Genomic DNA, 23,263 nt, shown 5'->3' on the forward strand with positions numbered 1-23,263 from the left:
CGATGAAGCTTCTCCGGGACGGCGATCGGCCACCTGTACGTGCGACCGAGGAGAGAGGCCCTCATGTCCGATCCCACCGACCTGTCCACCTCAGCCGCGTCAGTGACGGTCAACGCGTTGCGCGCGGCCGCGGAACGCGGCGACGGCGACGCGGTCGCCGAACTGCTGGCACCCGATGTTGTGTTCCACTCCCCGATGACGACCCGAGTGGCCTTCGAGGGCAGGGACGAAGTGACGGCCTTGCACCGCGACATCTTCGCCGTCCTCGACAACCTGCGCACCAGCGAACCCCTGGCGCTTGGCGATGCGCGTTCGTTCACCTTCAATGCGACCGTTCGTGGAGTGGAACTCGAGGCCGTCAACCTGGTCAGCTGCAACCCGCAAGGACAGATCGTCGAGCTGACCATCTTTGTGCGTCCGCTTCCGGGCCTCGCCACGTTGTTCGCGACGCTCCCGCCACGGGTCTCGACGAGGCGCCGCGGACGTCCGCTCGGAACCCTCGCGGCGATCCTCACCCGGCCGCTCGCCGTCGTGCTTCACACCGCCGACCGGCTGGTCCCCAAGTTCCTCTGACCAGGTCGGTCAACCAGCATCCGGTGGGCAGGTCCGTTCGATGAAGCCGGCGAGGCCGTCCAGAAACAGCTGCAGGCCGAAGTCGAAGTCGGCTTCGTCCGCTTCGTCGAACGGGACCACCTCGTCGAAGACACCGGATGCGAGTACCTCGGCCAGCGCAGGGAGCTGACGCGGATCGACCACGCGGGCCAGCGTGGCGCCGTACCGGCTGAAGGCATCCGGGTTGCCGGCGGAGCCCTCCGCCAGTTCCATGCTGAGGCGGATCTCGCCTTGCACGTACGTCATCAACCCCATCACCACCCCGAGCTTGCTCTCCTCGCTCAGGCCCGTGTCCTTCAGAGCGCCGAGCGCGGAGTCGAGCCAGGCGAGGTTGTTCGGTCCGGCGGGCGGACCCGTGATGGGGAGCTGCGAGTACCAGCGGTGTCGACGTACCGCGGCCAGTACTCCGGCCGTCCAGAAGGTCAGCCCGGTCCGCCAGTCGGCCCCCTCGGGCAACGGCTCGGGGCGCTCGAGCGCGGCATCCGACATCAGTACGAGCAGCTCGTCCTTGTTCTTCACATGCCGGTAGAGCGCCATCGTCGAGTTGCCCAGCCGCTCGGCCACCCGGGCCATCGACACCGCGGCCAGTCCCTCGGCATCCGCGAGCTCGATCGCAGCGCGCACGATGTCCTCGACCGCCAGCGACGGCTTCGGCCCGCGCCTGGTGACGTCTCGCAGCCCCCACATCAGCGCGACGTCCGGCGGCAGGTCGGGCTGCTCACTCGTCTCCACCACCTCAGTCTAGAAACCCGTACTGCGTACCTGCTACGCTAATTAGCGTAGATCATACGCAGTGAGGGAGAAGCATGATCATCGAGGCGACCGGCCTGCGGAAGTCGTATGGATCGACCGAGGTGTTGCAAGGCATCGACCTCGGGGTGCAGGAGGGGTCCGTGCTCGCATTGCTCGGCCCCAACGGAGCGGGCAAAACCACCACGGTCCGGATCCTGGCGACGCTAACCCGCCCCGATGCCGGGGTGGCGACGATCGCCGGGTACGACGTGGTCCGCGAACCCACCAAGGTCCGCGGCGTGATCAGCCTGACCGGCCAGTACGCCGCGGTCGACGACAACCAGACCGGCCTGGAGAACCTCGTCATGGTCGGCCGGCTGATGCATCTGGGCCAGGCCGCGGCGATCCGGCGCGCGCACGAACTGATCGAGCGGTTCGACCTGGTCACGGCAATGAACCGGCGCGCCAAGACCTACTCGGGCGGCATGATGCGCCGCCTCGACCTCGCGATGAGCCTGGTCGCCCGGCCACGCGTGATCTTCCTCGACGAGCCGACCACCGGACTCGATCCGGCCAGCCGGCTGACGATGTGGGACGCGATCGGCGAGCTGGTCCGCGACGGGACGACGATCCTCCTCACCACCCAGTACCTCGAGGAGGCCGACCGTCTCGCCGACCGGATCGTCCTGCTCGACGGCGGCCGGATCACCGCGTCAGGGACCGCCGACGCCCTGAAGACGCAGGTCGGCGGCGAACGGATCGAGCTGTACTTCACCGACGAACCCACCGCGCAGGCGGCGACCGAGTTGCTCGGCGGCCACCACGAGGGGCAGCTCCTCAACCTTCCCTCCAACGGTTCGGCCGACCACTTGTGGCAGGTCCTCGATCAGCTCCGGGACAACGGCCTGTCACCGGCCCGCGTCTCGTCGCACCGGCCCACGCTCGACGACGTCTTCCTCACCTTGACCGCGGCTCGCCCGTCATCGGCCGAGATCGGCTCACGCCCAGCTCTGATCGCTTAGGGAACGCAGATGACCATTCACCAGGGCACTCACCACGGCTTCGCGGCCGCCGTCAGCGACGTCGCGACGATGGTCGAGCGGAGCGTGCGGCTGACCCGGCGCAACGTCGACACGTTGTTCGTGTCGATCCTCCTGCCGCTGCTGATGATGGCGCTGTTCGTCTACGTCTTCGGCGGCGCGATCGACACCGGTACGCAGTACATCAACTATGTCGTGCCCGGCATCCTGCTGCTGACCACCGGATACGGCGCCGCGAACACGGCGATGGCGGTCGCCGACGACATGACGACGGGCATGATCGACCGACTGCGGTCGCTACCGATCCGCAGTTTCGCGGTCCTGACCGGACACGTCACCGCGAGCGTCGCGCGCAACGCGGTCTCGACCACGGTCGTCGTTTTGGCCGCGCTCGCAATGGGCTTCCGCCCGAACGCCGGCGCGGTCGGCTGGCTCGCGGCGATCGGGCTGCTGCTGCTCTATGTGATCGCGCTGTCCTGGCTCGCCGCAGCGCTCGGCGTGATCGCGAAGTCGGTCGAGTCGGCGAGCACGCTCAGCTTCTTCATGCTGTTCCTGCCCTATCTGAGCAGCGCGTTCGTCCGCACCGAGACGATGCCGGCCTTCCTCCGGCCGGTCAGCGAGCACCAGCCGATCACGCCGGTGATCGAAGCGGTCCGCGGCTTCCTGACCGGTACGCCGATCGGCTCCACCGCCTGGATCGCGCTCGCCTGGTGCATCGGCCTGTTGGCCTTCTCGACCACTCTCGCGTCGGTGCTCTACCGTCGTCGTACGGCGCGCTGAGCCGGCCCTGACCGCTGAGCCACCCCTGACCGCTGAGCCGTCCCCGACCGCGGACCCCGAAAGAACCCGCGATCCGACCGTTGGGCGCATGATTCGACCGCTCGGCGAATGCGTCGAATTGAGCTGGCGAAGTGCTGTGCCGTGACCCCCGCCGGGGATAAATTCGAGATCCCCCCACGTGTGGAGGTCCCACTCCCCCCGGGACCCGCACGGACGAATGCCCCGATCATCGATCGGGGCATTCGTTTTCCCCGGCCTTCCCAGTCGCTGACTGTTGCCGCTGTCACGGGGCGTGATCATCGACCGGCAAATCTGGGTTTCGCCCGAAAAAGTTCCGCCGGCATGTCCAAATCGCCGGTCCTGATCCGACGTATCAGTGAAAGCAGGAACCACAGACCGAGGAGAGGGTCAGGATGTCCGAGAACAGCAAGCAACAGATGATCATCACGATGCTGGCCGAGGGAAACCCGGTCTGGTTCGTCGCCGGCGTGGTCAACATGCGCAGCCACGACGTCTACCTGATCGGCAAGGCCGCCGGCTACCCCGACAAGTTCAAACTCCGCCGCGCAGTCTGGGCAGCCCGCAACCAAACCCGCCCCCTCGCCGCCTGACGAACCGCAGGCAGCCAGGTGCTGCGAGCTCTGTGCAACACGTTGCCTTCCGCAACCTTCCGTCTTACGTGACAACCCGTGAGGGTGAGGCCAATCGCTCCCCCGGCGGCTCAGGCACCTAGCATCGGGCTGACCAGTCCTCAGCCTTCAGGGAGCCCCTCGATGATCTTCATCACCGCCAAGTTCAAGGTGCTGCCCGAGCACGCCGACGACTGGGCCGCCATCACCGCCGACTTCACCGCCGCCACCCGCGCCGAACCGGGTTGCCTGTGGTTCGACTGGTCGCGCAGTCTCGACGACCCTGACGAGTACGTCTTGGTAGAAGCCTTCGCCGACGATGCCGCGGCCGGCGCCCACGTCAACTCCCCGCACTTCAAGGCCGCGCAGTCGACCCTCCCGCCCCACCTGGTGGAAACCCCGCGCATCGTCAACTTCAAACTCGACCAGTCCGACTGGTCCGAACTCGGCGAACTGGCCGTCAACCGCTGAGCCCCAGGCTGACTAGGCGATCAGCCCTCCGGTACGACGACTGTGTTCTGGGCTGCGGCGATCCGCCATTCGCCGTCGTCCTTGGCGAGGAAGTAGACCGGGCTGCCCGTTTCCACCGGCAGCTCGGCGGTCGAGCCGGGGCGAAGAGCGTACTTCTGGTTGACGTTGACGACCGCGATGTCGGGACGGACGAAGAGCAGGTGATCGGGCGTGTAGGTCGCATACGACTCCTTGGTCGCACCGGGCAGTACGCGCCGGGTGAACTCGGAGATGGTCTCGCGCCCGTACAGCCGCTTCCCGTGCCCCGTCACCCACAACGAATCGTCATCGCGGAAGAGCGCAAGGAACGCATCAGCGTCCTCCTTGCTCTGCGCCTCCTCCACCGCCGCCACCAGGGCGACGATCGCCTCAACATCAGCCTGACTGGGAACCTGTCCTGAGATCTTCATGGCACAAATCTTTCTAGTTAAACCTCACTTGAAGTCAAGCGCACCGCAGCCCGACTCACCAGCAGTAGATGAGCAAGGGCACAGGCGAGCCGCCGTGCTGACTTGTCATCGGAGGAACCTCAACCCACTCCAGCCCAACCATCCGCGGGCAACTGCACCCGAGGTCATCTACCCCAAGCAGCGGCTCCCCATCCGCGACCTCGACCCGAAAGACCGTGGTCATCCCCGAGGGGTACGGCACCTGCGCAACCTCGCGCGCCGCCGTCACCTCGAGCCCGACCTCTTCGAGAACCTCCCGCCGCACCGCCAGCTCAGGCTCCTCGTCGAGCTCGATCCCTCCACCCGGCAGGGTCCAGTACTCCGGTCCGTCGTGCCGCCCGGGTCCGGTCTGAACCCGTTCCCGAACCATCAGAACCCGATCGTCTCGCTGGATGACAGCCGCAACCCGCACTCGCTCGCTCATCGCAACACCGTCGCACCCGCGACCGACAATTCCGCGGCGCCGGCCCGACTCGCCGTCCTCCCCTCAGGACGTGTGTTCGTTCGCGATCCGGTACTGCGTGGCGAGATCCTCGAAGTCGCCTCGGTCGCCGGCCGCCAGGTCGACCTGTTGGCCAACGACTACTTTCACTCGCTCGAGCACCTCGGCCGCTTTCTCCGCCGGACTGTTGCTCAACGCACCGGTTTTGCCCCTGGTCAACCCCTGAAATACTTGACGATCTGACTGAGGTCTTCCTCGGCGGCCGCTGGATAAGCAGTCAACCTGGCGTGTACTGCGTTCGCCACGGGCAGGTCAGCGGTCGCAGTGGCGAGCGCTACATCCTTGGCCGCGAGGCGAACCGGGTAATAGACGCCATCGGCAAACGCCCGGCCTGCGATGCCGCCCAAGGGCGACGCCCCAAGGGCTGCTTTGACCTGAGCCTCGGGCAACCCGAAGGCATCGGCCAGCGCCATCGCTTCGCCCACCACGGCGACACCGTTCACGACCGCGTTGATCAGCACGAGTTTCAGGGCTGCGCCAGTACCGACCGGCCCGGTGCGGTTGACCGTGCCGAAGAGTTCGAGCAGCGGAAGTACTGGATCGGCGTTGCCACCGACCAGCAGCAAAAGTTCGCCGCTAGCGGCCCGATCGACGCTTCCCATCACAGGCGCGTCGATCAACTCGACTCCGGCGGGCAGCAACTCGGCCAGCTCCGCAACGGCCGACGGCCCGATCGTAGAGGCGTCGATCAGCACACTGCCCGGCTTCATCGACTTCGCGAAAGCGCCCACAACATCGCGCACCGCCGCCGGGTCCGCAAGCATCGTGATCACCACGTCGGCTTCACGGACAGCGTCAGCCGGGGAGTCCGCGACAGTGGCTTCCGCGAAGTCCGCAGTACGGGCGGGCGAGCGGTTCCAGACGGTCAATGGATAGCCGGCCGCCAGGACGCGTCGCGCCATCGGTGCGCCCATCGAGCCGAGTCCGAGAAAGGCGACCTTCGTGTTCTTGTCCATGCTTCAACGCTAGGCACGGCTGGGCGAGCTGAGTAGCGACGGTCCGGCATGGATCCCATGCCGGACCCGCATGACCAATTAGCGCCGGCGACCCCACTTCGCGGTACCGATGCCGGCCAGGTGGAGGGCGATGCACAGCAGGCCGGCCATCAGCAAGGTCTGCGGCGTGAACGCGTCGCTGACGGTGGCGTTCGCCCAGTCGAGAATGAGGGCGAGTCCGAAGATTACTGCGGCAATGATCGCGAACATCAAATGCTCCTGTCGAAGGGCGGGGTGCAACAGAGGCGCTCATCTAACTGCCGGGTAGAACCGCACACAAGAGCTACACCGATCAGGAAGACGAATCGATACCTCAATACCCCGCCGCATGCGCCGGTCGGCCGAGCGAGCCTCGACGCGGGGTCAGGAAATGCCGCGGAAAAAGGTGCGGATGTCGTCCGCGAGCAGCTCCGTCGCCTCCATCGCGGGGAAGTGACCGCCCTCGGTGAACTCGCTCCAGTGGCCGATCGCCTTCCACGGGTCCAACGCGCGGCGAATGAGCGGGTGGGTGCCGAACACAGCCCATCCGGACGGCACGCCGGAGGCCATCACCAAGTCGAGTCCGGAGTGCTCGGCCTCGTAGTAGAACTGCGCGCTCGACGCGCCGCTGCGGGTGAACCAGTACAGGCTGATGTTCGTGAGGAGCTGGTCGCGGTCGACCGACTCGTCCGGCGTCCGGTAGTCGCCGCCGGTTCTGGTCATGAACTTCTCGGCGATCCACGCGAGCTGACCGACCGGCGAGTCGGTGAGCGCCGCGCCGATCGTGTCGGGACGATGGTTGTGCATCAGGAGATACCCGCGATCGGCCGCATCCTCGGTGCGTATTGCCTCTAGCTGGGCGATCTCGTCATCGGACAAGTCGTCGGGGTAGGGGAACTTGTCGCCGACCAACCCGAGCCACCGAGGGTCGGCGCCGAGGTGTGTGCCGATGACGCGCTCCGGGTAGACCGCCGCGAGGCGGCCGGTGGTGCCCGCACCGATGTCGGTGCCATGGGCCCCGAACCGCTCGTAGCCGAGACGCGTCATGATCTCGGCGTAGGCCTCCGTCGTCCGCGCCAGCTCCCAGCCGGTCCCCGACAGCGGGGTGGAGAACCCGAAGCCAGGCAGCGACGGGATGACCACGTGGAACTGGTCGGTCAGCAGCGGGATGAGTCGCTGGTACTCCACGAACGAGCCCGGCCAACCATGGTTCAGGATCAGCGGGGTGGCCTCCGGGTTCGCCGATCGCACGTGGACGACGTGGAACGTCTGCTCGTCCACGACCGTCGAGAACTGTTCGTACTCGTTGAGCTTCTCCTCCTGCACACGCCAGTCGAATCCGTCGCGCCAGTACTCGGCAAGCTCTTCCAGATACACCTGCGGGATGCCGCGGCTGAAGTCAGAGCGATCGTCTCGGCCCGGCACGGGGATCGGCCACCGCGTGTGGGCCAGCCGGGCACGCAGGTCGTCTAGGTCGGCCTGCGGGATGTCGATGCGGAACGGTGTGAGTGCGTTGTTCTGATTCATGACAGTGACGTTTCCAGACAATGCGGCAGGGCAGCTTCCGCAATTGCTGGAATGATCGAGAACATGTTGGAGACCTCGGTCCGCCTGCTCGAACTGCTGTCACTGCTCCAGCTCAAGCGCGACTGGACGAGCGCCGAGCTCGCCGGCCGGCTCGAGGTGAGCACGAGGACCGTGCGCGCCGACATCGGCAAACTGCGGTCGATCGGCTATCCCGTGGACGCGCGCCCCGGCGTCGCGGGCGGGTACCGGCTGGCCGCTGGTACGGCGATGCCCCCGCTACTGCTCGACGACGACGAGGCCGTCGCCGTCGCGGTCGGACTGGGTGTGGTGGCGACCCAGAGGCTCGGAGTCGAAGAGACCTCGCTCACCGCGCTCGCGAAGCTTGAGCAAGTGCTGCCCTCGCGGCTGCGTCGGCGCGTCGAGGCGGTACGCGAAGCGACGAGCGTCGTTCCAGGGACTCAGCCGCCACTCGATCTCTCGGTACTCGGCGCGATCGCTGCCGCGGTCCGCGGCCACGAGCGGCTCCGGTTCGGATACACGAAGCCCGGCGGCAACGAAGTGGCCCGCAACACCGAACCGCAACGGCTGGTGAGCTGGGGACCGCTCTGGTACCTGCTCGCGTGGGATCTCGACCGTGACGACTGGCGGGTCTTCCGGGTCGACCGCATGGTCTTGCACGCACCGACGGGTGCGCGGTTCCAGCCGCGCGTGCTCCCGGCGGACGATGTCGTCGAGTACGTCGTCGGACGCATCAGCAAAGGGGCCTGGAAGTACCGCGCCCGGGTACTCGTCCATGCGCCCGCCGCCGAGGTCGCCGCGAAGCTCCCCATCCCGGTCGATATCGAGGCGATCGACGAGTCCACGTGCCAGCTCGAACTGGGTGCCGACGACCCATACGGGCTGGCGCTGTGGTTGACACACCTCGACGTCGACATCGAGGTGATCGACGGGGACGAGCTTGCGGTGGCGTTCGATCGTCTCGCGTCGAGGTTCCACCGCGCGGCGGGTGGTGCATCCTCGACGTGAATCTCTGCGGTGGCTACAAGCTGAAGGCGATCGACCTCAGGATCAGGGCCGCCAGGAAGACAATCGTGAAGGCGAGGTCGAGCGAGATTCCGCCGAGGCGCACCGGGCGGACGCGGCGGCGTACCGGCTCGAGTACGGGCTCGGTCCAGGCGTGCGTGATCGTCCGTGCCCGGCTCACCCACGGCGGGCTGCCGGCCCCTGCCACGCCGGCCCAATCCAGCAACATGCGCGCGATCAACACCAAGATGAACGCCGTCAGGACGAACCCGACGAGGGCTCCGATCAGGCTCATGTACCACTCCTCTGTTCCGTCTCACCAGCCTAACGAGCCGAACACCCCGAACACGTCCGAACCGCCAACTTCTCAGCCGACTATCAGGAGTCACTCAGCAGGGTCGGCGCGTGCAGCTGGCCTGTCAACGCAGGGACTTGGGCGTCGTTAGGGTTGACGCATGCCTCGCCTGATCGCGCCGACCATCACCCTGCACGCCGAATGGCTCGAAGCGCATGAGGAGTGGGGCCCGGGCCTCCACGAAGACGGGTTCGGCCTGGACCCGACCGACGAGGTCAACTCGCCCGAGGGATTCGCCAAGTGGGTCGACCGGGTGAACGCCAACTCGGAGCACGCCACCTGCCGATGGATCATGGAAGGCGACCGGGTCCAAGGCGCCATCGCCTCCGACACCACCACAACGACCGAACCGGCCACATCGGCTACGGCATCCGCCCCTCGGCCCGCGGCCAAGGCCTCGCAACCTGGGCCCTAGGCCAGATCCTCGACGAAGCCCGCGCCCGCCACATGGATCGAGTCCTCCTCATCTGCACCACCGACAACCAAGCCTCTGCCAAAACCATCGAAGCCAACGGCGGCATCCTCGAAACCCGTACAGACCCCACCAGCCCGGTACGCCGCTACTGGATCCACCTCAACGCATCAGGCCCGCCTCGTACGCCCTGATGATCAGCTGCACCCGGTCTCGGGCGGCGAGCTTGGTCAGCAGGTTGCCGACGTGCGTCTTCGTGGTGGAGAGGCTGATGTGGTACTCCGCGGAGATCTCGGCGTTGGTCAGGCCGCGCGCGACCGACAGCAGGAGCTCGGTCTCACGAGGTGTCAGCCGGCCGATCCGCTCCAGCTGCTGGTGTCGAAGCGCCGCGCAGCGCTTGCCGTGGGGTTCGTGCACGGCATGTTCCACGTACCGCTGATGGTGTTCACCACGACCTACAACAACATCCGGAGCCGCTGGGTCGTCGTACCGACCGTCGTCGCAACGGTCACCGCCGCAGGCGTTTTCTACGCCTGGCTTAAGGACCGCTCCGGCAGCATCTGGCCGGTCGCACTCGCGCACGGCGTCGTCAACGTCCTCATCGACGGGACCACCGGTGATTTTGTCCCCGGTCGCCTTCGCCCACACAGCAACCGAAAGCGGCTCAGCCACCCTGGCCACAACGGCCGCCGTCGCAGCCCTCCTACTAACACGCGGCCACACCTGGTCAACACCAACACAGAGCTAGTACGCCGTCTCTTGCCAACAGCTGATCCGGAGGCCGAGAACCGGAATTTGTGCACTAGCCGAAAGGTGCTAACCACCAGCAAGAGGATCGGCCACGCAGAGCTGACCTCGACGAACGAGCGGAGGAGGCGCGACCACGGGTCCTGCGCAAGACGGCTGGTGTTACGCGGATCACAGTTGGCCACCAACTTCTCCCGCGCGGCAACCAGGTGGCTGTTCGCTAAGCAGGCGACGGAGGAGCCGCGCACGAGGGCGGGTGGGAGCTGGCGGCGTGTGAGTGACGGACAAGGAGCGAGCGTGCCGCAGGCGTGGGGATCACAGTTTGCCTGGGAAAGGCGAAGGCCCGGACCTAGTGGTCCGGGCCTTCTTTTGTAGCGGGGGCAGGATTTGAACCTGCGACCTCTGGGTTATGAGCCCAGCGAGCTACCGAGCTGCTCCACCCCGCGTCGTTGTGTCTTTAGTTTAGGGGATGTTGGCCGGTAGTCCAAATCGAGGGTTGGGAGGGGAAAGGTGTGTCGTGGATCGGGGTGGGCGGCGTAGCGTCCGGGTATGGGCGAAGGGGTGATTCGGCCGTTCGGGACGGCTGATCTGGTGGCGGCGGGGCGACTGCTGGCTGAGCGGCAGCGGAGGCATCGGGTGCGGCATCCGTTGTTGCCGGCGGAGTATGAGGATCCGGTGCTTGCGCTGGTCGAGGTGACTGCAGCGTGGGAGACCGAGGGTGCCTCGGGGGCTGTGCTGGTGGAGGACGGTGAGGTCACCGGGTATTTGCTGGGAGCCCCTAAGCCTTCGCCGGTATGGGGGGACAACGTCTGGGTTGAGCGCGCTGGGCAGGCTGCGCGAGATCCGGAGTGCATCCGGGAGCTCTACGGGGTGGCGGCAACCAAGTGGGTCGCGGACGGGAAGACTGCGCAGTACGTGGTGGTGCCTGATGAGGCGGAGATGGTGGATGCCTGGTTCCGTTTGGGTTTCGGGGCGCAGCACGCGCATGCCGTACGCCCGGTGCCGGCCGAGCCGCTGCCGCCGAGACCCGGCTTGACCGTACGCCGGGCTCGGCGCGACGACATTCAGGTCCTGGCCGAGCTGGATCTCGTCTTGCCGCAGTACCAAGGAGCGTCGCCGGTGTTCAGCGCCGGGGAGGTGCCGACACTCGAGGAAGCGCGGGCGGACTGGGAACAGTCGATCGAGGACCGGGACTACGCGACGTTCGTTGCTGAGCGCAACGGTGTGGTGATCGGCTCGGCGATCGGGTGCTCGATCGAGAAGTCCAGCGCGCACGGTGGTGTGGCCCAGCCTGACAACGCGGGCTTCCTCGCGTTCGCGGCCGTGTTCCCGCAGGCGCGCGGACTCGGGGCCGGGCGCGCCCTGGGTGAAGCGGTGCTCAACTGGGCTGCCGAAGTCGGATACACCTCCGTAGTGACGGATTGGCGGGTGACGAATCTGCTCTCGTCCAGAGCCTGGCCGCGGCTCGGATTCGTGCAGACCTTCCACCGATTGCATCGGCTGGTCGGGTACTGATCAATCAAACGCTCTGTATACAGAGCGTCACGATGAGCTATTGAAATCGCTCAGTGCGCATGTTTGCATCTCCTCAGTGATCGGTCCTACAGGGGGGAATCCGATGCCACGACTGCTTTTGCCTGCCCGCCTCGCAGCATGTCTGTTGATGCTGGCGACGTTCCTCACCATCGTCCGGCCCGCGGACGCCGCCGTACCCGACCGCAAGGGCTGGGTGCTGTGGAACCAGATCACGAGCACCACCATCGGTACCGGCACCTGGCCGGCCGGTAGCACCGTCGTGGTGCTCGCGCCCGGCCGATACCAGGTCAAGCTGCCGGGACAGGGCGCGCCCAACGGGGTCGTGCACGTCTCGGCGATCAACGACGCGCCGCACTGGTGCCAGGCAGAGACCTGGTTCCAGTCCGGTGCCGACGAGATCATCAACATCCGGTGCTACCGCGTCGGTGGCGCTCTCGACCCGACGAGCTTCAGCGCGTTCTTCGTCCGAGCGTCAGGTGGTCCCGCGCCAGGTCCCTACGGGTACGTCGATTCCGCCGCGTCCGGTGCGCTCGTCAGCCAGTACAACTCGACCGGAGCCGGCAACAGTTCGACGCCGACCGGCGTCGGTCAGTGGCTGGTCAAGTTCCCGGGCCTGGTGGCCGGCGGAACCTTGGACGGCAGCCTGCAGGCCACGGCTGTCAATGCGGCAACAGGCGCGCGGTGCAAGGTCTCGGGTTGGTCCTCCAGCGCGAGTGGACAGGCCGTGAAGGTGCTCTGCTTCAACTCGGCCGGAGCCTTGCTGAACACGCGATTCACCCTCACCTACCAGTACAAGGTGTCCTTGTACGGAGCTGCCATCCCGCCGAAGTACTACGGCTACTTCCTCAACCAGCCACCGGCCGGACCGCCGACCACCAACCTGAACTCGGTGTTGGGCTCCGGCGCGAACACGATCATGGCGACCGGTCCCGGCTTGTCGATGGTCACCTTCCCGCGGATCGCCTTCACCCAGAACACGGTCCAGGTGACCGCCTACGGGGCGAACTCGAACTTCTGCGGACTCAACACGTTCTGGACCAACAGCCCGGTGGGCCCGGATCTGTACGTGCGCAACGTCAACTGCTTCACCAACGCCGGAGCACCCGTCGCCACCGGCTTCACGGTCAGCGCCAACTCGATCCTCTGACCCGCGAGACCGGCTGACCCGCGAGACCGGCTGACCCGCAAGACCGGCTGACCCGCAAGTCTGGCTGATCCACGAGGCCGGCTACCAGGCGAGGCAGCAAGCCACCCGCAGTGGGCCCACACCGTCAACGCCGCGGTGTGGGCCCCGCGTCGAGTCAGGCGGTGTCTTCCGGGTGGAAGCCCATCGCCGTCGTCAGCAGGTCGTCCTCGCCGAAACGGGTGCGGTCGATCGACACCTCGGCGGCCAGCCCGGGCGAGATGAAGTAGAACACCTGGTCGTCGGTGCGGTAGCCGCCGTAGCCGCCCACATCCAACGGCGTCAGTTCCCAGCTCTCCGGGTCCTGCTCGTGGTACTCGGTCAGGTAGGTCCGCAGCGTCTCGAGGTCGATCAGCTTCTCGCCCCGGATCGTTTTGACCGTCAGGTCGACCTTGGTCGCTCCCTCGGGATCGGGACCGGTCTCCCAGACGCGGCTGTGGAAGACGACGTCCTCCCACTCGTACTCGAAATCACTCGGCGTACCGATGCCGCCGGGCACGTGGTCGATGACGAATCCGTCCAAGGTGCACGCCCTCTGCTGTGTCGATGGAGGCTGGGTCGATTGGGGCTGGGTCGATGGCGGCGTCCGGTGGTGACCGGACGGGGACAGTGAAGCAGGGCCCGCCGCCGCGGTGGTCGGCACCAGGGCTCCCAGTGCGGCCGGTACCCCCAACGCGGCGATCGCACCGCCGATCACGATACGACGGGTTGTCGGCCGGACCGCGGACCAGGACGAAGAACACGACATGGCTGCCTCCTCAGGCGAAGCACCCGGTGTGGAGCTGCGGGTGAATGGTTCCTTGCCAAAGAAGGTGCACCGGCTTCCGCCGGAATCCGCGACGAGTTTCCCGGCTGTGGACAACCACCGGAGACAACCAGCTGAGACGAACGCCGGAAGCAGCACCAGAGACTGCGCCGGAAACAAACTCTGGGCGGTGACACCAAAGAGGTGTCACCGCCCAGAGTCATGAACAGCGTGCCGAACTATCAGCCCGTCGGAGAAGTCGGCGGACTGGTCGGCGTCGGCGTCGTCGACGGGTTGGGCGTCGGGTTCGGCGTCGGCGTCGTCGACGGATTGGGCGTCGCTCCCGCCGCCACCGCGCGGTCGATGGCTGCCTTCATCTTGTTGACCTGCACCTGGTACTCGGCCAGGTTGCCGGACCTCAGCGCCGCCTGCGCCGCCGCGTACGCGGTCTGCGCCTCGGTCAGCGCCTGCTTGATCGTCTGGTTCGAGGGAGGTGTCGTCGGGTTCGTCCCCGGCGGCTTCTCCCCGGTCTCGACGTCGGCGTTGAAGACCTTCTCCAGGGCTTCCTTCAGAGTCGTGCCGTACGCGACCCGGTCACCGAACCCGACCAGCACGTACCGCAGTACCGGATAGCTACCGGCGCCGCTCGAGCGGGTCGCGTAGACCGGCTGCACGTAGAGCAGACCGCCACCCAGTGGCAGGGTCAGCAGGTTCCCGAAGGTCGCTCTTGCGCCGCTGCTGGGCTGGTTGAGCGGCAGCAACGCCTGTCTGATGCTCTCGTCGGTCTGGAACTTGTTCGACACCTGCCCCGGTCCGGGGATCTGCACGTTGCCGGGCAGCTTGAGGATCCGAATCTGCCCGTAGTCAGCCGACGAAGCCTCGGAGTCGACCGCCAGGAAGCCGGTCAGGTTCTCCCGCTGAGCGTTCGGCACGTAGACCGACGTCAGCGAGAACCTGTTCTCGGTCTGGTCCGGCATCCGCAGCGAAAGGTAGAACGGCGGCTGGTCCGGCGTGGAGGCGTCCGTGCCGCTGCCCGGGTTGGCGGTCGGGTCGGCCGGCACGCGCCACAGGTCGCTGTTCTGGTACCAGGTGGTGGAGTCCTCGACGTGGTACTTCGCGAGCAGGTCGCGCTGCACCTTGAACATGTCCTCCGGGTAGCGCAGGTGCGACATCAGCGCCGGCGAGATCTCCGAACGCGGCTTGACCGTGTCCGGGAACGCCTTCATCCAGGTCTTCAGCAGCGGGTCGCTCTCGTCCCACGCGTACAGGTCGACCGAACCGTCGTACGCGTTCACGACCGCCTTGACCGAGTTGCGGATGTAGTTGATCTTCTCGCTCGGCTGCTGCGCGACCGTGCCCCGGCCGGTGGTGGTGTCGCGGGTGCTCTCGTCCAGCGCGACCTTCTGCGAGTACGGGAAGTTCGCCGACGTGGTGTACCCGTCGACGATCCAGACCACCTGGCCGTCGACGATCGCCGGGTACGGGTCGCCGTCCGGCGTCAGCCACGGCGCGGCCTTCTCGACCCGCTCGCGCGGGTTGCGGTCGTAGAGGATCTTGGAGTCGCTGTTCACCCGGCTCGACAGCAGCAGGTTCGCGTCCCGGAACTTGGTGGCGTAGAGCAACTTGTTGCCGAACGACCCGATCGGTACGCCGCCCTTGCCGGTGTAGGTGTTCAGGGTCGGCGGGCCACCGTTCTTGCCTTCCGGCGTGTCCAGCTCGACCGGCGATCCACCCTTCGGGCCACCGACGATCGAGTAGTCCGGGGACTGCTCACCGAAGTAGATGCGCGGTTCGTAGTCGCCCAGCTCGCCGGTCGGCGGCAGGTCCTTGGAGGACCACACCGGCGTACCGTCCGTGCCGCGCTGGTTGCCGTTGGCCGCCACCACGCCGTAGCCGTGGGTGTAGACGGTGTGGTCGTTGTTCCAGTTGCGCTGGCCGGCCGGCAGCCGGTCGATCTCCACCTCGCGGACCGCGATCACGGTGTCGCGGACCTCGTTGCCGACCCTGTACCGGTCGACGTCCAGGTCGGTCGGGAAGGAGTAGAAGCCGCGGACCTGCTGCAACTGCTCGAAGGTCGGCCCGACGACACTCGGGTCGATCAGCCGGATACCGGGCAGCACACCGGCGTCAGCCACCAGCTGACTCGGGGTCGCTGTCGTCGTCGCGGCGTAGTTGATGACCTTGGTCTTCTCCAGACCGTAGGCCTGCCGCGTCGCCTGGATGTTCTTGGTGATGTACGACGCTTCCTTCACCGGCTCGCTCGGGCGGACCCGCAACTGCTGCAGAGCCGCCGGCCAGAGCGCGCCGAGCAGGATGGCCGACAGGACCAGTACGACGGTGCCGACGCCTGGCAGCAGCCAGGTCTTCCGCACGACGTTCGCGAAGAACAGCGCGGCACAGAGCACCGCGATGATGGCGAGGATCTCCTTGCTGGGCAGGACCGCGTTGTCACCCGTGTACGAGATACCGGTGAACAGCTTGCTGTCGGACACGGCCAGGCCATAGCGGTCGAGCCAGTAGCTAAAGGCCTTCAGCAGGACCAGCAGGCCGAGCAGCACCGAGAACTGCACCTGCGCCGCGCCGGAGGCCTTCTGGCCCTTCGCCGACGGGCGGAACCCGCCGTACAGGTAGTGGGTGATGATCGCGGCGACCAGGGACAGCAGCACGATCGAGTAGCCGAAGCCGAGCAGGACGCGCAGCCACGGGTAGTCGAAGACGAAGAACGCGATGTCCTTGTTGAAGTGCTTGTCCGTGACGCCGAACGGAGTCCGGTTCCGCCAGGCCAGGAAGACCTTCCACTCCCCCGACGCGGCCGAGCCGCCGAAGACGAGCATCAGGGTGGCCAGCACTCCGACGGCGATCTTGCCGCGCTGCTGGAGCAGGTCGCCGTACCGCTCGAAGCCCGGGCTGGGCGACGGAGCGAGGGCAATCCGTGGACGGGTCCGGAAGGCGACGATCACGTTCGCCACGACGGCGGCCGCCATCAGCAGACCGACAACGAAGAACAGCAGCACCCGGGTGCCGAGTACGGTGCTGAACACCTGGCCGTAGTCGACCGACCGGTACCACAGGCGCTGGGTCCACACGTCGGTGAAGACGCTGAAGAGGATGAGCAGCACGATCAGGGTGGCGATCGTGGGCAGCAGTGCCCGCGGGCGCTGACCGGACGTTCGCCGCGATCGCCGCGGCTCCTCCGGCATGTCGTAGACGCCGTCACTCATGGCAGCTTCTCCTCGTTGTCACTCGTACCGCCGAGCACAGAGCCAGGACCACCCGCAGTCGATGGCTCGAATGTCAATGACAGTACTTGGCAAAGCGTAGGGACCAAGTCGACGCCGGTCAGAACCGCGCTGTCCTCGTCGTGGGTGCGCAGCCGGACAGCACCGAAACGGTCCCCGTCGCGCAGGACCGCGGCCACCATCCGTACTTCGTGCCGGCGCGGATCGCTGCCCGCCAACCGGGCCAGCTCGGCGTCGGACTCGGCATCGGCCAGGCCGGACTCGACGGAGGCCGGCAGCACGATCCGCTCGACCGCGACAGCACAGCCGCTGACTCCGTCCGGCCACTCGATCCGGGCCAGCGCGTCGGCCAGGTGCTCGTCGTCCATTCCACCGGGCAGCTCGCCCTGGGCGACCGGCGTCAGCGGTTTGGACGCGTCGTCGGCGTCCAGCTGGGCGGCCAGCTGCGGCTCGGCCGCGAGCAGCTCCTCGGTCGGAACCAGCGCGAACAACTGCGCGGGCTGGTCCCAGCCGGCACTGCTGACGTGCCGCTCGATCTCGATCACCGCCTGGCTGAGCGCCTCTGCGGGGGAAATGCCGTCAGGACCTACTTCGTACATGCCGGGACGTCTCCAGTTCCACTGGCCAGTGCTTTCAAAGCTTCGATCGCCTCGTGCAGGGTGCTGATCTTCACCAGCCGAATGCCGTCGACATCCGCGTGCAGGGCGGCCTCGCAGTTCGGTTCCGGAACCAGGAAGACGGTCGCGCCGGCGTCCTTGGCGCCCGCGATCTTCTGCTGGATCCCGCCGATCGCGCCGACCTGGCCGAGCGCGTCGATCGTGCCCGTCCCGGCCACGTGCTTGCCGTCGAGCAGCGCCCCGTCGGTGAGCTTGTCGTAGATGGCCAGCGCGAACGCAGTACCGGCGCTCGGGCCGCCGATGTCCTGGCCGAGGTTGACCGTCACCTTGACCGGCGAGTCGACGCCGATCGAGATGCCGACCATCGGCCTGTCCGCGTCGCCGGGAGTGGCGGCGGTCTTCACGACGACGGTCTCCTGCTTGCCACCGCGGCTGATCAGGAAGCTGACGTCCTCGCCGACCTTGTGCTTGCGGACCAGTTCACCGACCTGCGGGACCTGGGTGGCGGTCGTGCCGTCGACCTGCAGCACGACGTCGCCGGGCTTGAGCTTGCCGTCGGCCGGGCTGCCCTTGGAGACCGTGGAGACCTTCGGCTTGAACGGCACCTTCGCCTCTTGCAGCGCGGCCGCGACCGCGCTGTCCTGCGAGCCGGTCATCTCCGCGGTGTTCTGCTCCTCGACCTCGTCGGCGCTCTGCTCCGGCGGGTAGATGATGTCGCGCGGGAACAGGTCGTGGTGCGGGTCGAGCCAGTTGCGCATCGCCTGCGGCAGGGTCAGCTCACGATCCGGCGAGGTGACGCTGACCGTGGTGAGGTCGAGCTCCCCGGTGGTCGGGAACGTCTGGTGACCGGTGATCTCGATCACCGGCTTGCCCTTCGACTGGCCCAGGGTGTTCTTCACCGGTCCCGGGCTGAACGAGACGAACGGCACCGGGAAGACGGTGACCAGTCCGAGCGTGAGGACGAGCACGACGATCGAGGTGACCAGCGTGGCGGTACGACGTGTCACGAACCCTGCCCTGCGATCTTGGGTTTCCGGAAGAGCCCGCGCAGCCCGCGGCGCGGCTCAGGGGTGGCTCGGGGGCCGGGCGCGGCGATCGCCTCGTTGAAGCGACGGAAGTCCTCCACCGACGCGAAGGCGCCACCGGACCGGCGGGGACCACGGGTCCGCCCACGCCAAGCCGCCCAGCACATCGCCAGTACGGTCGCGACCAGCGGGAACGCCAGCCACGCCAAGACCTTCATCCAGCCACCTTCATGCGCCCAGCGTACGGGTCAGCAAGCGCCGACCCACTCGCTCGTACCGTCGGCGAAGTGCTGGTGTTTCCAAATCGGAACCTCCGCCTTGAGGTCGTCGATCAGCTGACGGCAGGCGGCGAAGGCGACATCGCGGTGCGCGGCGGCCACGGCGACGATCACCGCGGCGTCACCGATGGCCAGTACGCCGGTGCGGTGCACGGCGGCCAAGGCGGTCACGGCGGGGTTCTCGCAGACCCGCTCGGCGACGGTCCGCAGGTGCTTCATGGCCTCGGGGTGCGCCTCGTAGCGCAGCTCGTCGACCGGCTGGTCGTGGTCGTGGTTGCGCACGGTGCCGATGAACAGCGCAGTACCGCCGGCGCTCGGATCGGCGATCGCGGCCAGCACCTCGTCGCTGGACAGCGCGGTCTCGCGGATGTCCAGCAGCCTGATCGTCTCAGCCATGTCCGGTCCCTTACTCTCTGCGGCGCACCATACTGTCTACCCGGTCCCGCGCGCGGGTGCCGCCCGTGTGACTACGGTAATGCGTTCGCCTGTGGAGGAACGGAGCCGGGGAACCAGTACGTTGGAGTAGTACGCCCCACCTGCACAGGAAGGCCCACTCCGATGAGCGACGAACCGGACAACCCGTTCAAGGGAACTCCGTTCGAGGCCATGTTCCAGCAGTTCTCCGGTGCGGCCGGCCCTGGTGGCGCTGGCGGCGTAGACCTGAACGCGATCTTCGCGCAGGTCCAGCAGCTGCTCAGCGGTTCGGGAGACGGCAAGCCGGTCAACTGGGACCTGGCCAAGGACATCGCCCGCAAGACCGTCGCCGCTGCCGGCGACCGGTCCGTCACACCGACGGACAACGAGCGCGTGGCCGACGCAGTACGCCTGGCCGAGCACTGGCTGGACCCCGCGACCACGCTGCCCGAGGCATCCGCCACTTCCGCGGCCTGGAGCCGCGCCGAGTGGGTCGAGAACACGCTGCCGGTCTGGCAGACGGTCGTCGACCCGGTCGCCGAGCACGTCGCCGGCGCGATGGGCGGCGCACTGCCCGCCGAGGCGCAGCAGCTGGCCGGTCCGATGGCCGGCATGCTGCGGCAGCTCGGCGGCTCGATCTTCGGCGCCCAGGTCGGCCAGGCGCTGGGCGAGCTGGCCGGCGAAGTGGTCAGCTCCTCCGACATCGGCCTGCCGCTGGGCCCGGCCGGACAGGCTGTGCTGATCCCGGACAACGTGGCGAAGTTCGCGGAGGGTCTGGGGCTCACCGATGAGGACGTCCGCCTGTACCTCGCCCTGCGCGAGTGTGCCCACCAGCGGCTGTTCGCCGGGGTGCCGTGGCTGCGGCAGCACCTGTTCGCCGCCGTGGGCGACTATGCCTCGGGCATCGAGGTCGACAGCGGCAAGATCGAGCGTGCGATGGCCGACATCGACATGCAGAACCCAGAGGCGATGCAGGAGGCTCTAGCGGGCGGCCTGTTCGAGCCGGAGGACTCCCCGGCGCAGAAGGCGGCACTGGTTCGGCTGGAGACGGCACTGGCGCTGGTCGAGGGCTGGGTCGACGACGTAGTACGGGAGGCGACCAAGGACCGGATGCCTGCCGCAGTACAGCTCGCCGAGACCGTACGCCGTCGCCGCGCGGCCGGGGGGCCCGCGGAGCAGACCTTCGCCACCCTGGTCGGGCTCCAGCTTCGTCCCCGGCGCCTCCGCGACGCGGCGAACCTGTGGGCCGCGGTACGGGATGCTCGGGGCATCGACGGGCGCGACGAGCTGTGGTCGCACCCGGACCTGTTGCCGAACGCCACTGACCTGGACGACCCGATCGGTTTCGCCCAACACGCCGGCGAACTGGCCGACATCGACATCACCGACTTCCTGACCGACGGGGAAGACGGGGACAAGGGTCCCGACGCCAAGTGACGCTGCATGCCGACGCCACCGCAGTACTGACTGCGTGGGAACCGCCGGACGCCGAACAGGCTGAACTGCGGGAGCACTACCTGAAATACCTGGCTGGGCATGACGACGCGATGTGGCGGAACTGCCGGCCGGAACATCTGACCGCGAGCGCGCTGGTCGTGGACCCCACCACGACCAGCGTGCTGCTGACGCTGCACGGGCTGGTGAACCGCTGGCTGCAACTAGGCGGGCACTGCGAGCCGGGCGACTCGACGCTTGCCGGAGCGGCGCTGCGAGAGGCGACGGAGGAGTCGGGGCTCAGCGGGCTGCAGATCGATCCCCTTCCTTTGCAGCTCTCGCGGCACGAGATCACCGCGGGCGGCTGCAAGGGAGCTTTCCACCTGGATGTGCAGTTCCGCGTGACGGCTGGCGCAGGGACGAAGTATGTGGTGAGCGACGAGTCGCACGATTTGGCTTGGTTTGGTGTGAACGCCCTTCCGGACGGCGTCGACCAGACGGTAGTTGAGCTGGTAAAGCGCGCCTACAGCTCTGTTGTTTGAGAGCTTGTTACTTGCGGCCTCTGCGGCTCATCGCGTGATCGTCTTGCGAGGTGACGCCCAGCGTCACGAGCCCGTGGCGGTGTGCGGGGCCGTCGTCGCTCCCCCCTTCACCGGTGTGTCGGTAGCACCGCCCCTGAACGGCACCGGCAGACCGGTTGCGACGACGGCCACCTGGTCCCCGTGCACTGTTTCCCCCGCTGCATGTGAAACGAGCCAGTGGGAAGAAAGTGACGGGTCAAACACCTCGGAGTAGGGATCTGGTGGCGTCCCAGCCCTCCAGACCCGGGTCCAGGCGGGCGATGTCGGCTGCTGAGCGGAGGCGGTGCCAGCCGGGGCCGATGCCGATTGCGTGGCGGCGGGGCTTGAGTTTGTCCAGGTCGGCCAGCGGGGTGTCGAAGGTCGGTGACGCGTCCAGCACCCACTCGGCCGCGGGCACACTCACACCGATGGCTGCCAGCGACCCGTCTTCCGCAGGCGTGACAGCCAGGTCGGCCGAGCTGAGTGCGCGGAACAGCTTGCCGATCAGCAGACCCGGTAGGTCCGGTACGTCGTAGCTGACCGCGACAACCGCCACAGCGGGGCCGGCCTTCTCGACAGCGTCCAGCACCGGCCGCGCCGGATCCACGGAGTACACAGGAGTCCCGGGCCAAGTAAGCGCAGACACGTCACTCAATGCCGCCTCGTCACCACCAACAACCGCCACAGCCACGTCGACGATGTCCAGAGCGGCCAGTACTTCGTACGTGTCCTCCGCCAACGCCAACCGCCAGGCGTCGGGCGTCCGGCCAGGCGGAGCCCAGCTCCCGACGGCAGGCACGAGCAGTACTACGACACGTCGATCACTCACCGGGCAGACGCCCCGTCGTAAACGTCGCGAGCCGCGGAGACCTCGTCCATGTGCGCCTCGGCCCACTCCTTGATGCACGCGATCAACGGCATCAACGACATCCCGAGCGCAGTGAGCTCGTAGTCGACCCGTACCGGCACGGACGGCGTCACCTGCCGGGTGACCAGCCCGTCGCGTTCCAGCGACCGCAGGGTCTGGGTCAGCATCTTCTGGCTGACTCCGGCGATCCGGCGGGACAGGTCCGAGTAGCGCTGCGGGCCGTCGGCGAGGGCCGGCAGGATCAGGGTGACCCACTTGTCGCTGATCCGGTCGACCAGTTGCCGGGCGGGGCAGGACGCCAGGTACGCGTCGTACGACCGGGCGGCTTGCTGGCGTGCCTGAGCGGCTGTCTGGGTCATGCATCCCTCCAGAGCTGGTGTGACTTCCCCAGAGAGAGTAACTCTCCGCCGGGCTAGGAGGACTCGAGGAGTCCAAGCCGCATCGCGTTCATGATCGCCTGGGCCCGGTTCGAGGCGCCCAGCTTCTCGTAGAGCCTCGCCACGTAGGTCTTGGCGGTCGAGAGGCTGACACACAGCGCAGTGGAGATCGCGCGGACCGAGAGGCCCTGACCGAGCAACGAGAGCACCTCGGTCTCTCGTGGGCTCAGCAACTGGGCGGGCGGCTCGGCACGTCTCGCCATCGCACGAGCCAGGCCGGTTGCCGTGAAGCTGGTACCCGGGACGGCCGCATGGCGGATCGCCGCAAGCACCTCCTCGGTCGGTGCTGTGTTGGTGACGAAGGCAGACACCCCTGACTCAAGCGCTTGGAAGAGCACGTCGTCCCGGCCGTCCGAGGCCAGCAGGACGATGCCCAGATCGGCGTACCGGGTGCGGGCCTCGCGGGCCACGTCCAAACCGTCGAGGTCTGGCAGTACGGCGTCCAGAACCAGTACGTCGGCCTGCGTGGTCGCCACCACCGGCATGGCCTCGGCCCCCAGACCGGCCTCGCCGACAAGTTCGAGATCCGGCTCCTGTCCGACCAGTTCGGTCAGGCCGAACCGCACCAGCGTGTTGCCGTCCACGACGACGACCTTGACCTGCTCAATCATTGCTTCTTCTCCCCCGACCACAGA

At 67.3% G+C, this 23,263-nt stretch carries 30 protein-coding genes and 1 tRNA gene; 13 read left to right on the plus strand and 18 right to left on the minus strand.

Going from position 1 to position 23,263, the window contains the following annotated elements; all coding sequences use genetic code 11:
- Window positions 1–63 precede the first annotated feature (63 nt).
- The gene (locus tag AB0F51_RS28295) at window positions 64–573 is read left to right on the plus strand and encodes a nuclear transport factor 2 family protein (RefSeq protein WP_360284773.1); all 510 of its coding nucleotides are present in this window, start codon (window positions 64–66) and stop codon (window positions 571–573) included.
- Window positions 574–582: 9 nt separating this feature from the next.
- On the opposite strand, the gene AB0F51_RS28300 is transcribed toward AB0F51_RS28295, so the two are convergent.
- Window positions 583–1,344, minus strand: coding sequence for a TetR/AcrR family transcriptional regulator (locus tag AB0F51_RS28300; protein ID WP_360284775.1), 762 nt, complete (start codon window positions 1,342–1,344; stop codon window positions 583–585).
- 74 nt (window positions 1,345–1,418) lie between these two features.
- Between AB0F51_RS28300 and AB0F51_RS28305 the strand changes: the two genes are divergently transcribed.
- From AB0F51_RS28305 to AB0F51_RS28320, 4 genes are all read left to right on the plus strand, one after another.
- Window positions 1,419–2,366: an ATP-binding cassette domain-containing protein gene (locus AB0F51_RS28305; protein ID WP_360284777.1), complete on the plus strand. Its 948-nt coding sequence runs from the start codon at window positions 1,419–1,421 to the stop codon at window positions 2,364–2,366.
- Between the two features lie 9 nt (window positions 2,367–2,375).
- Window positions 2,376–3,164 carry an ABC transporter permease gene (locus AB0F51_RS28310; RefSeq protein ID WP_360284779.1) on the plus strand — a complete coding sequence of 263 codons (789 nt, stop codon included), beginning with the start codon at window positions 2,376–2,378 and terminating at the stop codon, window positions 3,162–3,164.
- A 413-nt stretch (window positions 3,165–3,577) separates the two neighbouring features.
- On the plus strand, window positions 3,578–3,775 hold the full coding sequence (locus AB0F51_RS28315) for a hypothetical protein (protein WP_360284781.1): 198 nt from the start codon (window positions 3,578–3,580) through the stop codon (window positions 3,773–3,775).
- Between the two features lie 162 nt (window positions 3,776–3,937).
- Entirely contained in the window at window positions 3,938–4,264 is a 327-nt protein-coding gene (locus tag AB0F51_RS28320) for a putative quinol monooxygenase (RefSeq protein ID WP_360284783.1), read from the plus strand.
- A gap of 20 nt (window positions 4,265–4,284) precedes the next feature.
- On the opposite strand, the gene AB0F51_RS28325 is transcribed toward AB0F51_RS28320, so the two are convergent.
- The 5 genes from AB0F51_RS28325 to AB0F51_RS28345 all read right to left on the minus strand — a co-directional run bounded on the left by AB0F51_RS28325 (window position 4,285) and on the right by AB0F51_RS28345 (window position 7,755).
- Window positions 4,285–4,713: an SgcJ/EcaC family oxidoreductase gene (locus tag AB0F51_RS28325; RefSeq protein ID WP_360284784.1), complete on the minus strand. Its 429-nt coding sequence runs from the start codon at window positions 4,711–4,713 to the stop codon at window positions 4,285–4,287.
- A 55-nt stretch (window positions 4,714–4,768) separates the two neighbouring features.
- Window positions 4,769–5,176, minus strand: coding sequence for an NUDIX hydrolase (locus tag AB0F51_RS28330; RefSeq protein ID WP_360284786.1), 408 nt, complete (start codon window positions 5,174–5,176; stop codon window positions 4,769–4,771).
- A gap of 233 nt (window positions 5,177–5,409) precedes the next feature.
- The gene (locus tag AB0F51_RS28335; protein WP_360284788.1) at window positions 5,410–6,210 is read right to left on the minus strand and encodes an NAD(P)-dependent oxidoreductase; all 801 of its coding nucleotides are present in this window, start codon (window positions 6,208–6,210) and stop codon (window positions 5,410–5,412) included.
- Between the two features lie 78 nt (window positions 6,211–6,288).
- The gene (locus AB0F51_RS28340) at window positions 6,289–6,459 is read right to left on the minus strand and encodes a hypothetical protein (protein ID WP_360284789.1); all 171 of its coding nucleotides are present in this window, start codon (window positions 6,457–6,459) and stop codon (window positions 6,289–6,291) included.
- A gap of 153 nt (window positions 6,460–6,612) precedes the next feature.
- Window positions 6,613–7,755, minus strand: a complete 1,143-nt coding sequence (locus AB0F51_RS28345) for an epoxide hydrolase family protein (protein WP_360284790.1) — start codon at window positions 7,753–7,755, stop codon at window positions 6,613–6,615.
- Between the two features lie 51 nt (window positions 7,756–7,806).
- Between AB0F51_RS28345 and AB0F51_RS28350 the strand changes: the two genes are divergently transcribed.
- Entirely contained in the window at window positions 7,807–8,781 is a 975-nt protein-coding gene (locus tag AB0F51_RS28350) for a WYL domain-containing protein (RefSeq protein WP_360284792.1), read from the plus strand.
- Between the two features lie 13 nt (window positions 8,782–8,794).
- On the opposite strand, the gene AB0F51_RS28355 is transcribed toward AB0F51_RS28350, so the two are convergent.
- A complete protein-coding gene (locus tag AB0F51_RS28355; protein ID WP_360284793.1) occupies window positions 8,795–9,073 on the minus strand; it encodes a YggT family protein in 279 nt (92 codons plus the stop codon).
- A gap of 160 nt (window positions 9,074–9,233) precedes the next feature.
- Between AB0F51_RS28355 and AB0F51_RS28360 the strand changes: the two genes are divergently transcribed.
- Window positions 9,234–9,548: a hypothetical protein gene (locus AB0F51_RS28360; protein ID WP_360284939.1), complete on the plus strand. Its 315-nt coding sequence runs from the start codon at window positions 9,234–9,236 to the stop codon at window positions 9,546–9,548.
- Entirely contained in the window at window positions 9,503–9,739 is a 237-nt protein-coding gene (locus AB0F51_RS28365; RefSeq protein ID WP_360284931.1) for a GNAT family N-acetyltransferase, read from the plus strand. The genes AB0F51_RS28360 and AB0F51_RS28365 overlap by 46 nt, the downstream gene beginning before the upstream one ends.
- Here AB0F51_RS28365 and AB0F51_RS28370 read toward each other — a convergent pair.
- Window positions 9,708–9,962, minus strand: a complete 255-nt coding sequence (locus AB0F51_RS28370; RefSeq protein WP_360284795.1) for a LuxR C-terminal-related transcriptional regulator — start codon at window positions 9,960–9,962, stop codon at window positions 9,708–9,710. The genes AB0F51_RS28365 and AB0F51_RS28370 overlap by 32 nt on opposite strands.
- A 21-nt stretch (window positions 9,963–9,983) precedes the next feature.
- Between AB0F51_RS28370 and AB0F51_RS28375 the strand changes: the two genes are divergently transcribed.
- A complete protein-coding gene (locus AB0F51_RS28375) occupies window positions 9,984–10,667 on the plus strand; it encodes a CPBP family intramembrane glutamic endopeptidase (protein WP_360284797.1) in 684 nt (227 codons plus the stop codon).
- Here AB0F51_RS28375 and AB0F51_RS28380 read toward each other — a convergent pair.
- Window positions 10,665–10,738, minus strand: a tRNA-Met gene (locus AB0F51_RS28380). The genes AB0F51_RS28375 and AB0F51_RS28380 overlap by 3 nt on opposite strands.
- Window positions 10,739–10,841: 103 nt before the next feature.
- Between AB0F51_RS28380 and AB0F51_RS28385 the strand changes: the two genes are divergently transcribed.
- Window positions 10,842–11,807 carry a GNAT family N-acetyltransferase gene (locus tag AB0F51_RS28385; protein ID WP_360284798.1) on the plus strand — a complete coding sequence of 322 codons (966 nt, stop codon included), beginning with the start codon at window positions 10,842–10,844 and terminating at the stop codon, window positions 11,805–11,807.
- 148 nt (window positions 11,808–11,955) lie between these two features.
- Window positions 11,956–12,975, plus strand: a complete 1,020-nt coding sequence (locus AB0F51_RS28390; RefSeq protein WP_360284800.1) for a hypothetical protein — start codon at window positions 11,956–11,958, stop codon at window positions 12,973–12,975.
- A 154-nt stretch (window positions 12,976–13,129) separates the two neighbouring features.
- Here the strand turns inward: AB0F51_RS28390 and AB0F51_RS28395 are convergent, their stop codons facing one another.
- The 6 genes from AB0F51_RS28395 to AB0F51_RS28420 form a co-directional block, all read right to left on the minus strand.
- Window positions 13,130–13,534, minus strand: a complete 405-nt coding sequence (locus tag AB0F51_RS28395; RefSeq protein WP_360284801.1) for a hypothetical protein — start codon at window positions 13,532–13,534, stop codon at window positions 13,130–13,132.
- A gap of 464 nt (window positions 13,535–13,998) precedes the next feature.
- On the minus strand, window positions 13,999–16,977 hold the full coding sequence (locus AB0F51_RS28400; protein WP_360284802.1) for a UPF0182 family protein: 2,979 nt from the start codon (window positions 16,975–16,977) through the stop codon (window positions 13,999–14,001).
- Window positions 16,974–17,594, minus strand: coding sequence for a PPA1309 family protein (locus AB0F51_RS28405; RefSeq protein ID WP_360284804.1), 621 nt, complete (start codon window positions 17,592–17,594; stop codon window positions 16,974–16,976). Before AB0F51_RS28405 ends, AB0F51_RS28400 begins: the two co-directional genes overlap by 4 nt.
- Window positions 17,582–18,619: a PDZ domain-containing protein gene (locus AB0F51_RS28410; protein WP_360284806.1), complete on the minus strand. Its 1,038-nt coding sequence runs from the start codon at window positions 18,617–18,619 to the stop codon at window positions 17,582–17,584. The genes AB0F51_RS28405 and AB0F51_RS28410 overlap by 13 nt, the downstream gene beginning before the upstream one ends.
- A complete protein-coding gene (locus tag AB0F51_RS28415) occupies window positions 18,616–18,855 on the minus strand; it encodes a hypothetical protein (RefSeq protein WP_360284808.1) in 240 nt (79 codons plus the stop codon). The genes AB0F51_RS28410 and AB0F51_RS28415 overlap by 4 nt, the downstream gene beginning before the upstream one ends.
- Before the next feature lie 30 nt (window positions 18,856–18,885).
- The gene (locus tag AB0F51_RS28420; RefSeq protein ID WP_360284809.1) at window positions 18,886–19,311 is read right to left on the minus strand and encodes a molybdenum cofactor biosynthesis protein MoaE; all 426 of its coding nucleotides are present in this window, start codon (window positions 19,309–19,311) and stop codon (window positions 18,886–18,888) included.
- A gap of 162 nt (window positions 19,312–19,473) precedes the next feature.
- On the opposite strand from AB0F51_RS28420, the gene AB0F51_RS28425 reads away from it, so the two are divergent.
- Both AB0F51_RS28425 and AB0F51_RS28430 read left to right on the plus strand, forming a co-directional pair.
- Window positions 19,474–20,766: a zinc-dependent metalloprotease gene (locus tag AB0F51_RS28425; RefSeq protein ID WP_360284811.1), complete on the plus strand. Its 1,293-nt coding sequence runs from the start codon at window positions 19,474–19,476 to the stop codon at window positions 20,764–20,766.
- Complete coding sequence (locus AB0F51_RS28430; RefSeq protein ID WP_360284812.1) at window positions 20,763–21,305, plus strand: NUDIX domain-containing protein; 543 nt, start codon at window positions 20,763–20,765, stop codon at window positions 21,303–21,305. Before AB0F51_RS28425 ends, AB0F51_RS28430 begins: the two co-directional genes overlap by 4 nt.
- Window positions 21,306–21,540: 235 nt before the next feature.
- Here AB0F51_RS28430 and AB0F51_RS28435 read toward each other — a convergent pair whose 3' ends face one another.
- Genes AB0F51_RS28435 through AB0F51_RS28445 form a run of 3 tightly spaced genes read right to left on the minus strand, consistent with a single transcriptional unit; the run spans window position 21,541 to window position 23,239 of the window.
- On the minus strand, window positions 21,541–22,152 hold the full coding sequence (locus AB0F51_RS28435; RefSeq protein WP_360284814.1) for a DUF2064 domain-containing protein: 612 nt from the start codon (window positions 22,150–22,152) through the stop codon (window positions 21,541–21,543).
- Window positions 22,149–22,550, minus strand: coding sequence for a helix-turn-helix domain-containing protein (locus tag AB0F51_RS28440; protein ID WP_360284816.1), 402 nt, complete (start codon window positions 22,548–22,550; stop codon window positions 22,149–22,151). The genes AB0F51_RS28435 and AB0F51_RS28440 overlap by 4 nt, the downstream gene beginning before the upstream one ends.
- 53 nt (window positions 22,551–22,603) lie before the next feature.
- Window positions 22,604–23,239, minus strand: coding sequence for a response regulator transcription factor (locus AB0F51_RS28445; protein ID WP_360284817.1), 636 nt, complete (start codon window positions 23,237–23,239; stop codon window positions 22,604–22,606).
- Between the last annotated feature and the right edge of the window lie 24 nt (window positions 23,240–23,263).

The organism is Kribbella sp. NPDC023855, from assembly GCF_040639475.1.
GTDB lineage: Bacteria > Actinomycetota > Actinomycetes > Propionibacteriales > Kribbellaceae > Kribbella.

What these genes read in the sequence shown, in the direction of transcription:
- AB0F51_RS28295 (WP_360284773.1), top strand. Translation starts at nt 64, where the DNA reads ATGTCCGATCCCACCGACCTGTCCACCTCAGCCGCGTCAGTGACGGTC.
- AB0F51_RS28305 (WP_360284777.1), top strand. Translation starts at nt 1,419, where the DNA reads ATGATCATCGAGGCGACCGGCCTGCGGAAGTCGTATGGATCGACCGAG.
- AB0F51_RS28310 (WP_360284779.1), top strand. Translation starts at nt 2,376, where the DNA reads ATGACCATTCACCAGGGCACTCACCACGGCTTCGCGGCCGCCGTCAGC.
- AB0F51_RS28315 (WP_360284781.1), top strand. Translation starts at nt 3,578, where the DNA reads ATGTCCGAGAACAGCAAGCAACAGATGATCATCACGATGCTGGCCGAG.
- AB0F51_RS28320 (WP_360284783.1), top strand. Translation starts at nt 3,938, where the DNA reads ATGATCTTCATCACCGCCAAGTTCAAGGTGCTGCCCGAGCACGCCGAC.
- AB0F51_RS28325 (WP_360284784.1), bottom strand. Translation starts at nt 4,713, where the DNA reads ATGAAGATCTCAGGACAGGTTCCCAGTCAGGCTGATGTTGAGGCGATC.
- AB0F51_RS28330 (WP_360284786.1), bottom strand. Translation starts at nt 5,176, where the DNA reads ATGAGCGAGCGAGTGCGGGTTGCGGCTGTCATCCAGCGAGACGATCGG.
- AB0F51_RS28335 (WP_360284788.1), bottom strand. Translation starts at nt 6,210, where the DNA reads ATGGACAAGAACACGAAGGTCGCCTTTCTCGGACTCGGCTCGATGGGC.
- AB0F51_RS28340 (WP_360284789.1), bottom strand. Translation starts at nt 6,459, where the DNA reads ATGTTCGCGATCATTGCCGCAGTAATCTTCGGACTCGCCCTCATTCTC.
- AB0F51_RS28345 (WP_360284790.1), bottom strand. Translation starts at nt 7,755, where the DNA reads ATGAATCAGAACAACGCACTCACACCGTTCCGCATCGACATCCCGCAG.
- AB0F51_RS28350 (WP_360284792.1), top strand. Translation starts at nt 7,807, where the DNA reads ATGATCGAGAACATGTTGGAGACCTCGGTCCGCCTGCTCGAACTGCTG.
- AB0F51_RS28355 (WP_360284793.1), bottom strand. Translation starts at nt 9,073, where the DNA reads ATGAGCCTGATCGGAGCCCTCGTCGGGTTCGTCCTGACGGCGTTCATC.
- AB0F51_RS28360 (WP_360284939.1), top strand. Translation starts at nt 9,234, where the DNA reads ATGCCTCGCCTGATCGCGCCGACCATCACCCTGCACGCCGAATGGCTC.
- AB0F51_RS28375 (WP_360284797.1), top strand. Translation starts at nt 9,984, where the DNA reads ATGGTGTTCACCACGACCTACAACAACATCCGGAGCCGCTGGGTCGTC.
- AB0F51_RS28385 (WP_360284798.1), top strand. Translation starts at nt 10,842, where the DNA reads ATGGGCGAAGGGGTGATTCGGCCGTTCGGGACGGCTGATCTGGTGGCG.
- AB0F51_RS28390 (WP_360284800.1), top strand. Translation starts at nt 11,956, where the DNA reads ATGCTGGCGACGTTCCTCACCATCGTCCGGCCCGCGGACGCCGCCGTA.
- AB0F51_RS28400 (WP_360284802.1), bottom strand. Translation starts at nt 16,977, where the DNA reads ATGAGTGACGGCGTCTACGACATGCCGGAGGAGCCGCGGCGATCGCGG.
- AB0F51_RS28405 (WP_360284804.1), bottom strand. Translation starts at nt 17,594, where the DNA reads ATGTACGAAGTAGGTCCTGACGGCATTTCCCCCGCAGAGGCGCTCAGC.
- AB0F51_RS28415 (WP_360284808.1), bottom strand. Translation starts at nt 18,855, where the DNA reads ATGAAGGTCTTGGCGTGGCTGGCGTTCCCGCTGGTCGCGACCGTACTG.
- AB0F51_RS28420 (WP_360284809.1), bottom strand. Translation starts at nt 19,311, where the DNA reads ATGGCTGAGACGATCAGGCTGCTGGACATCCGCGAGACCGCGCTGTCC.
- AB0F51_RS28425 (WP_360284811.1), top strand. Translation starts at nt 19,474, where the DNA reads ATGAGCGACGAACCGGACAACCCGTTCAAGGGAACTCCGTTCGAGGCC.
- AB0F51_RS28440 (WP_360284816.1), bottom strand. Translation starts at nt 22,550, where the DNA reads ATGACCCAGACAGCCGCTCAGGCACGCCAGCAAGCCGCCCGGTCGTAC.
- AB0F51_RS28445 (WP_360284817.1), bottom strand. Translation starts at nt 23,239, where the DNA reads ATGATTGAGCAGGTCAAGGTCGTCGTCGTGGACGGCAACACGCTGGTG.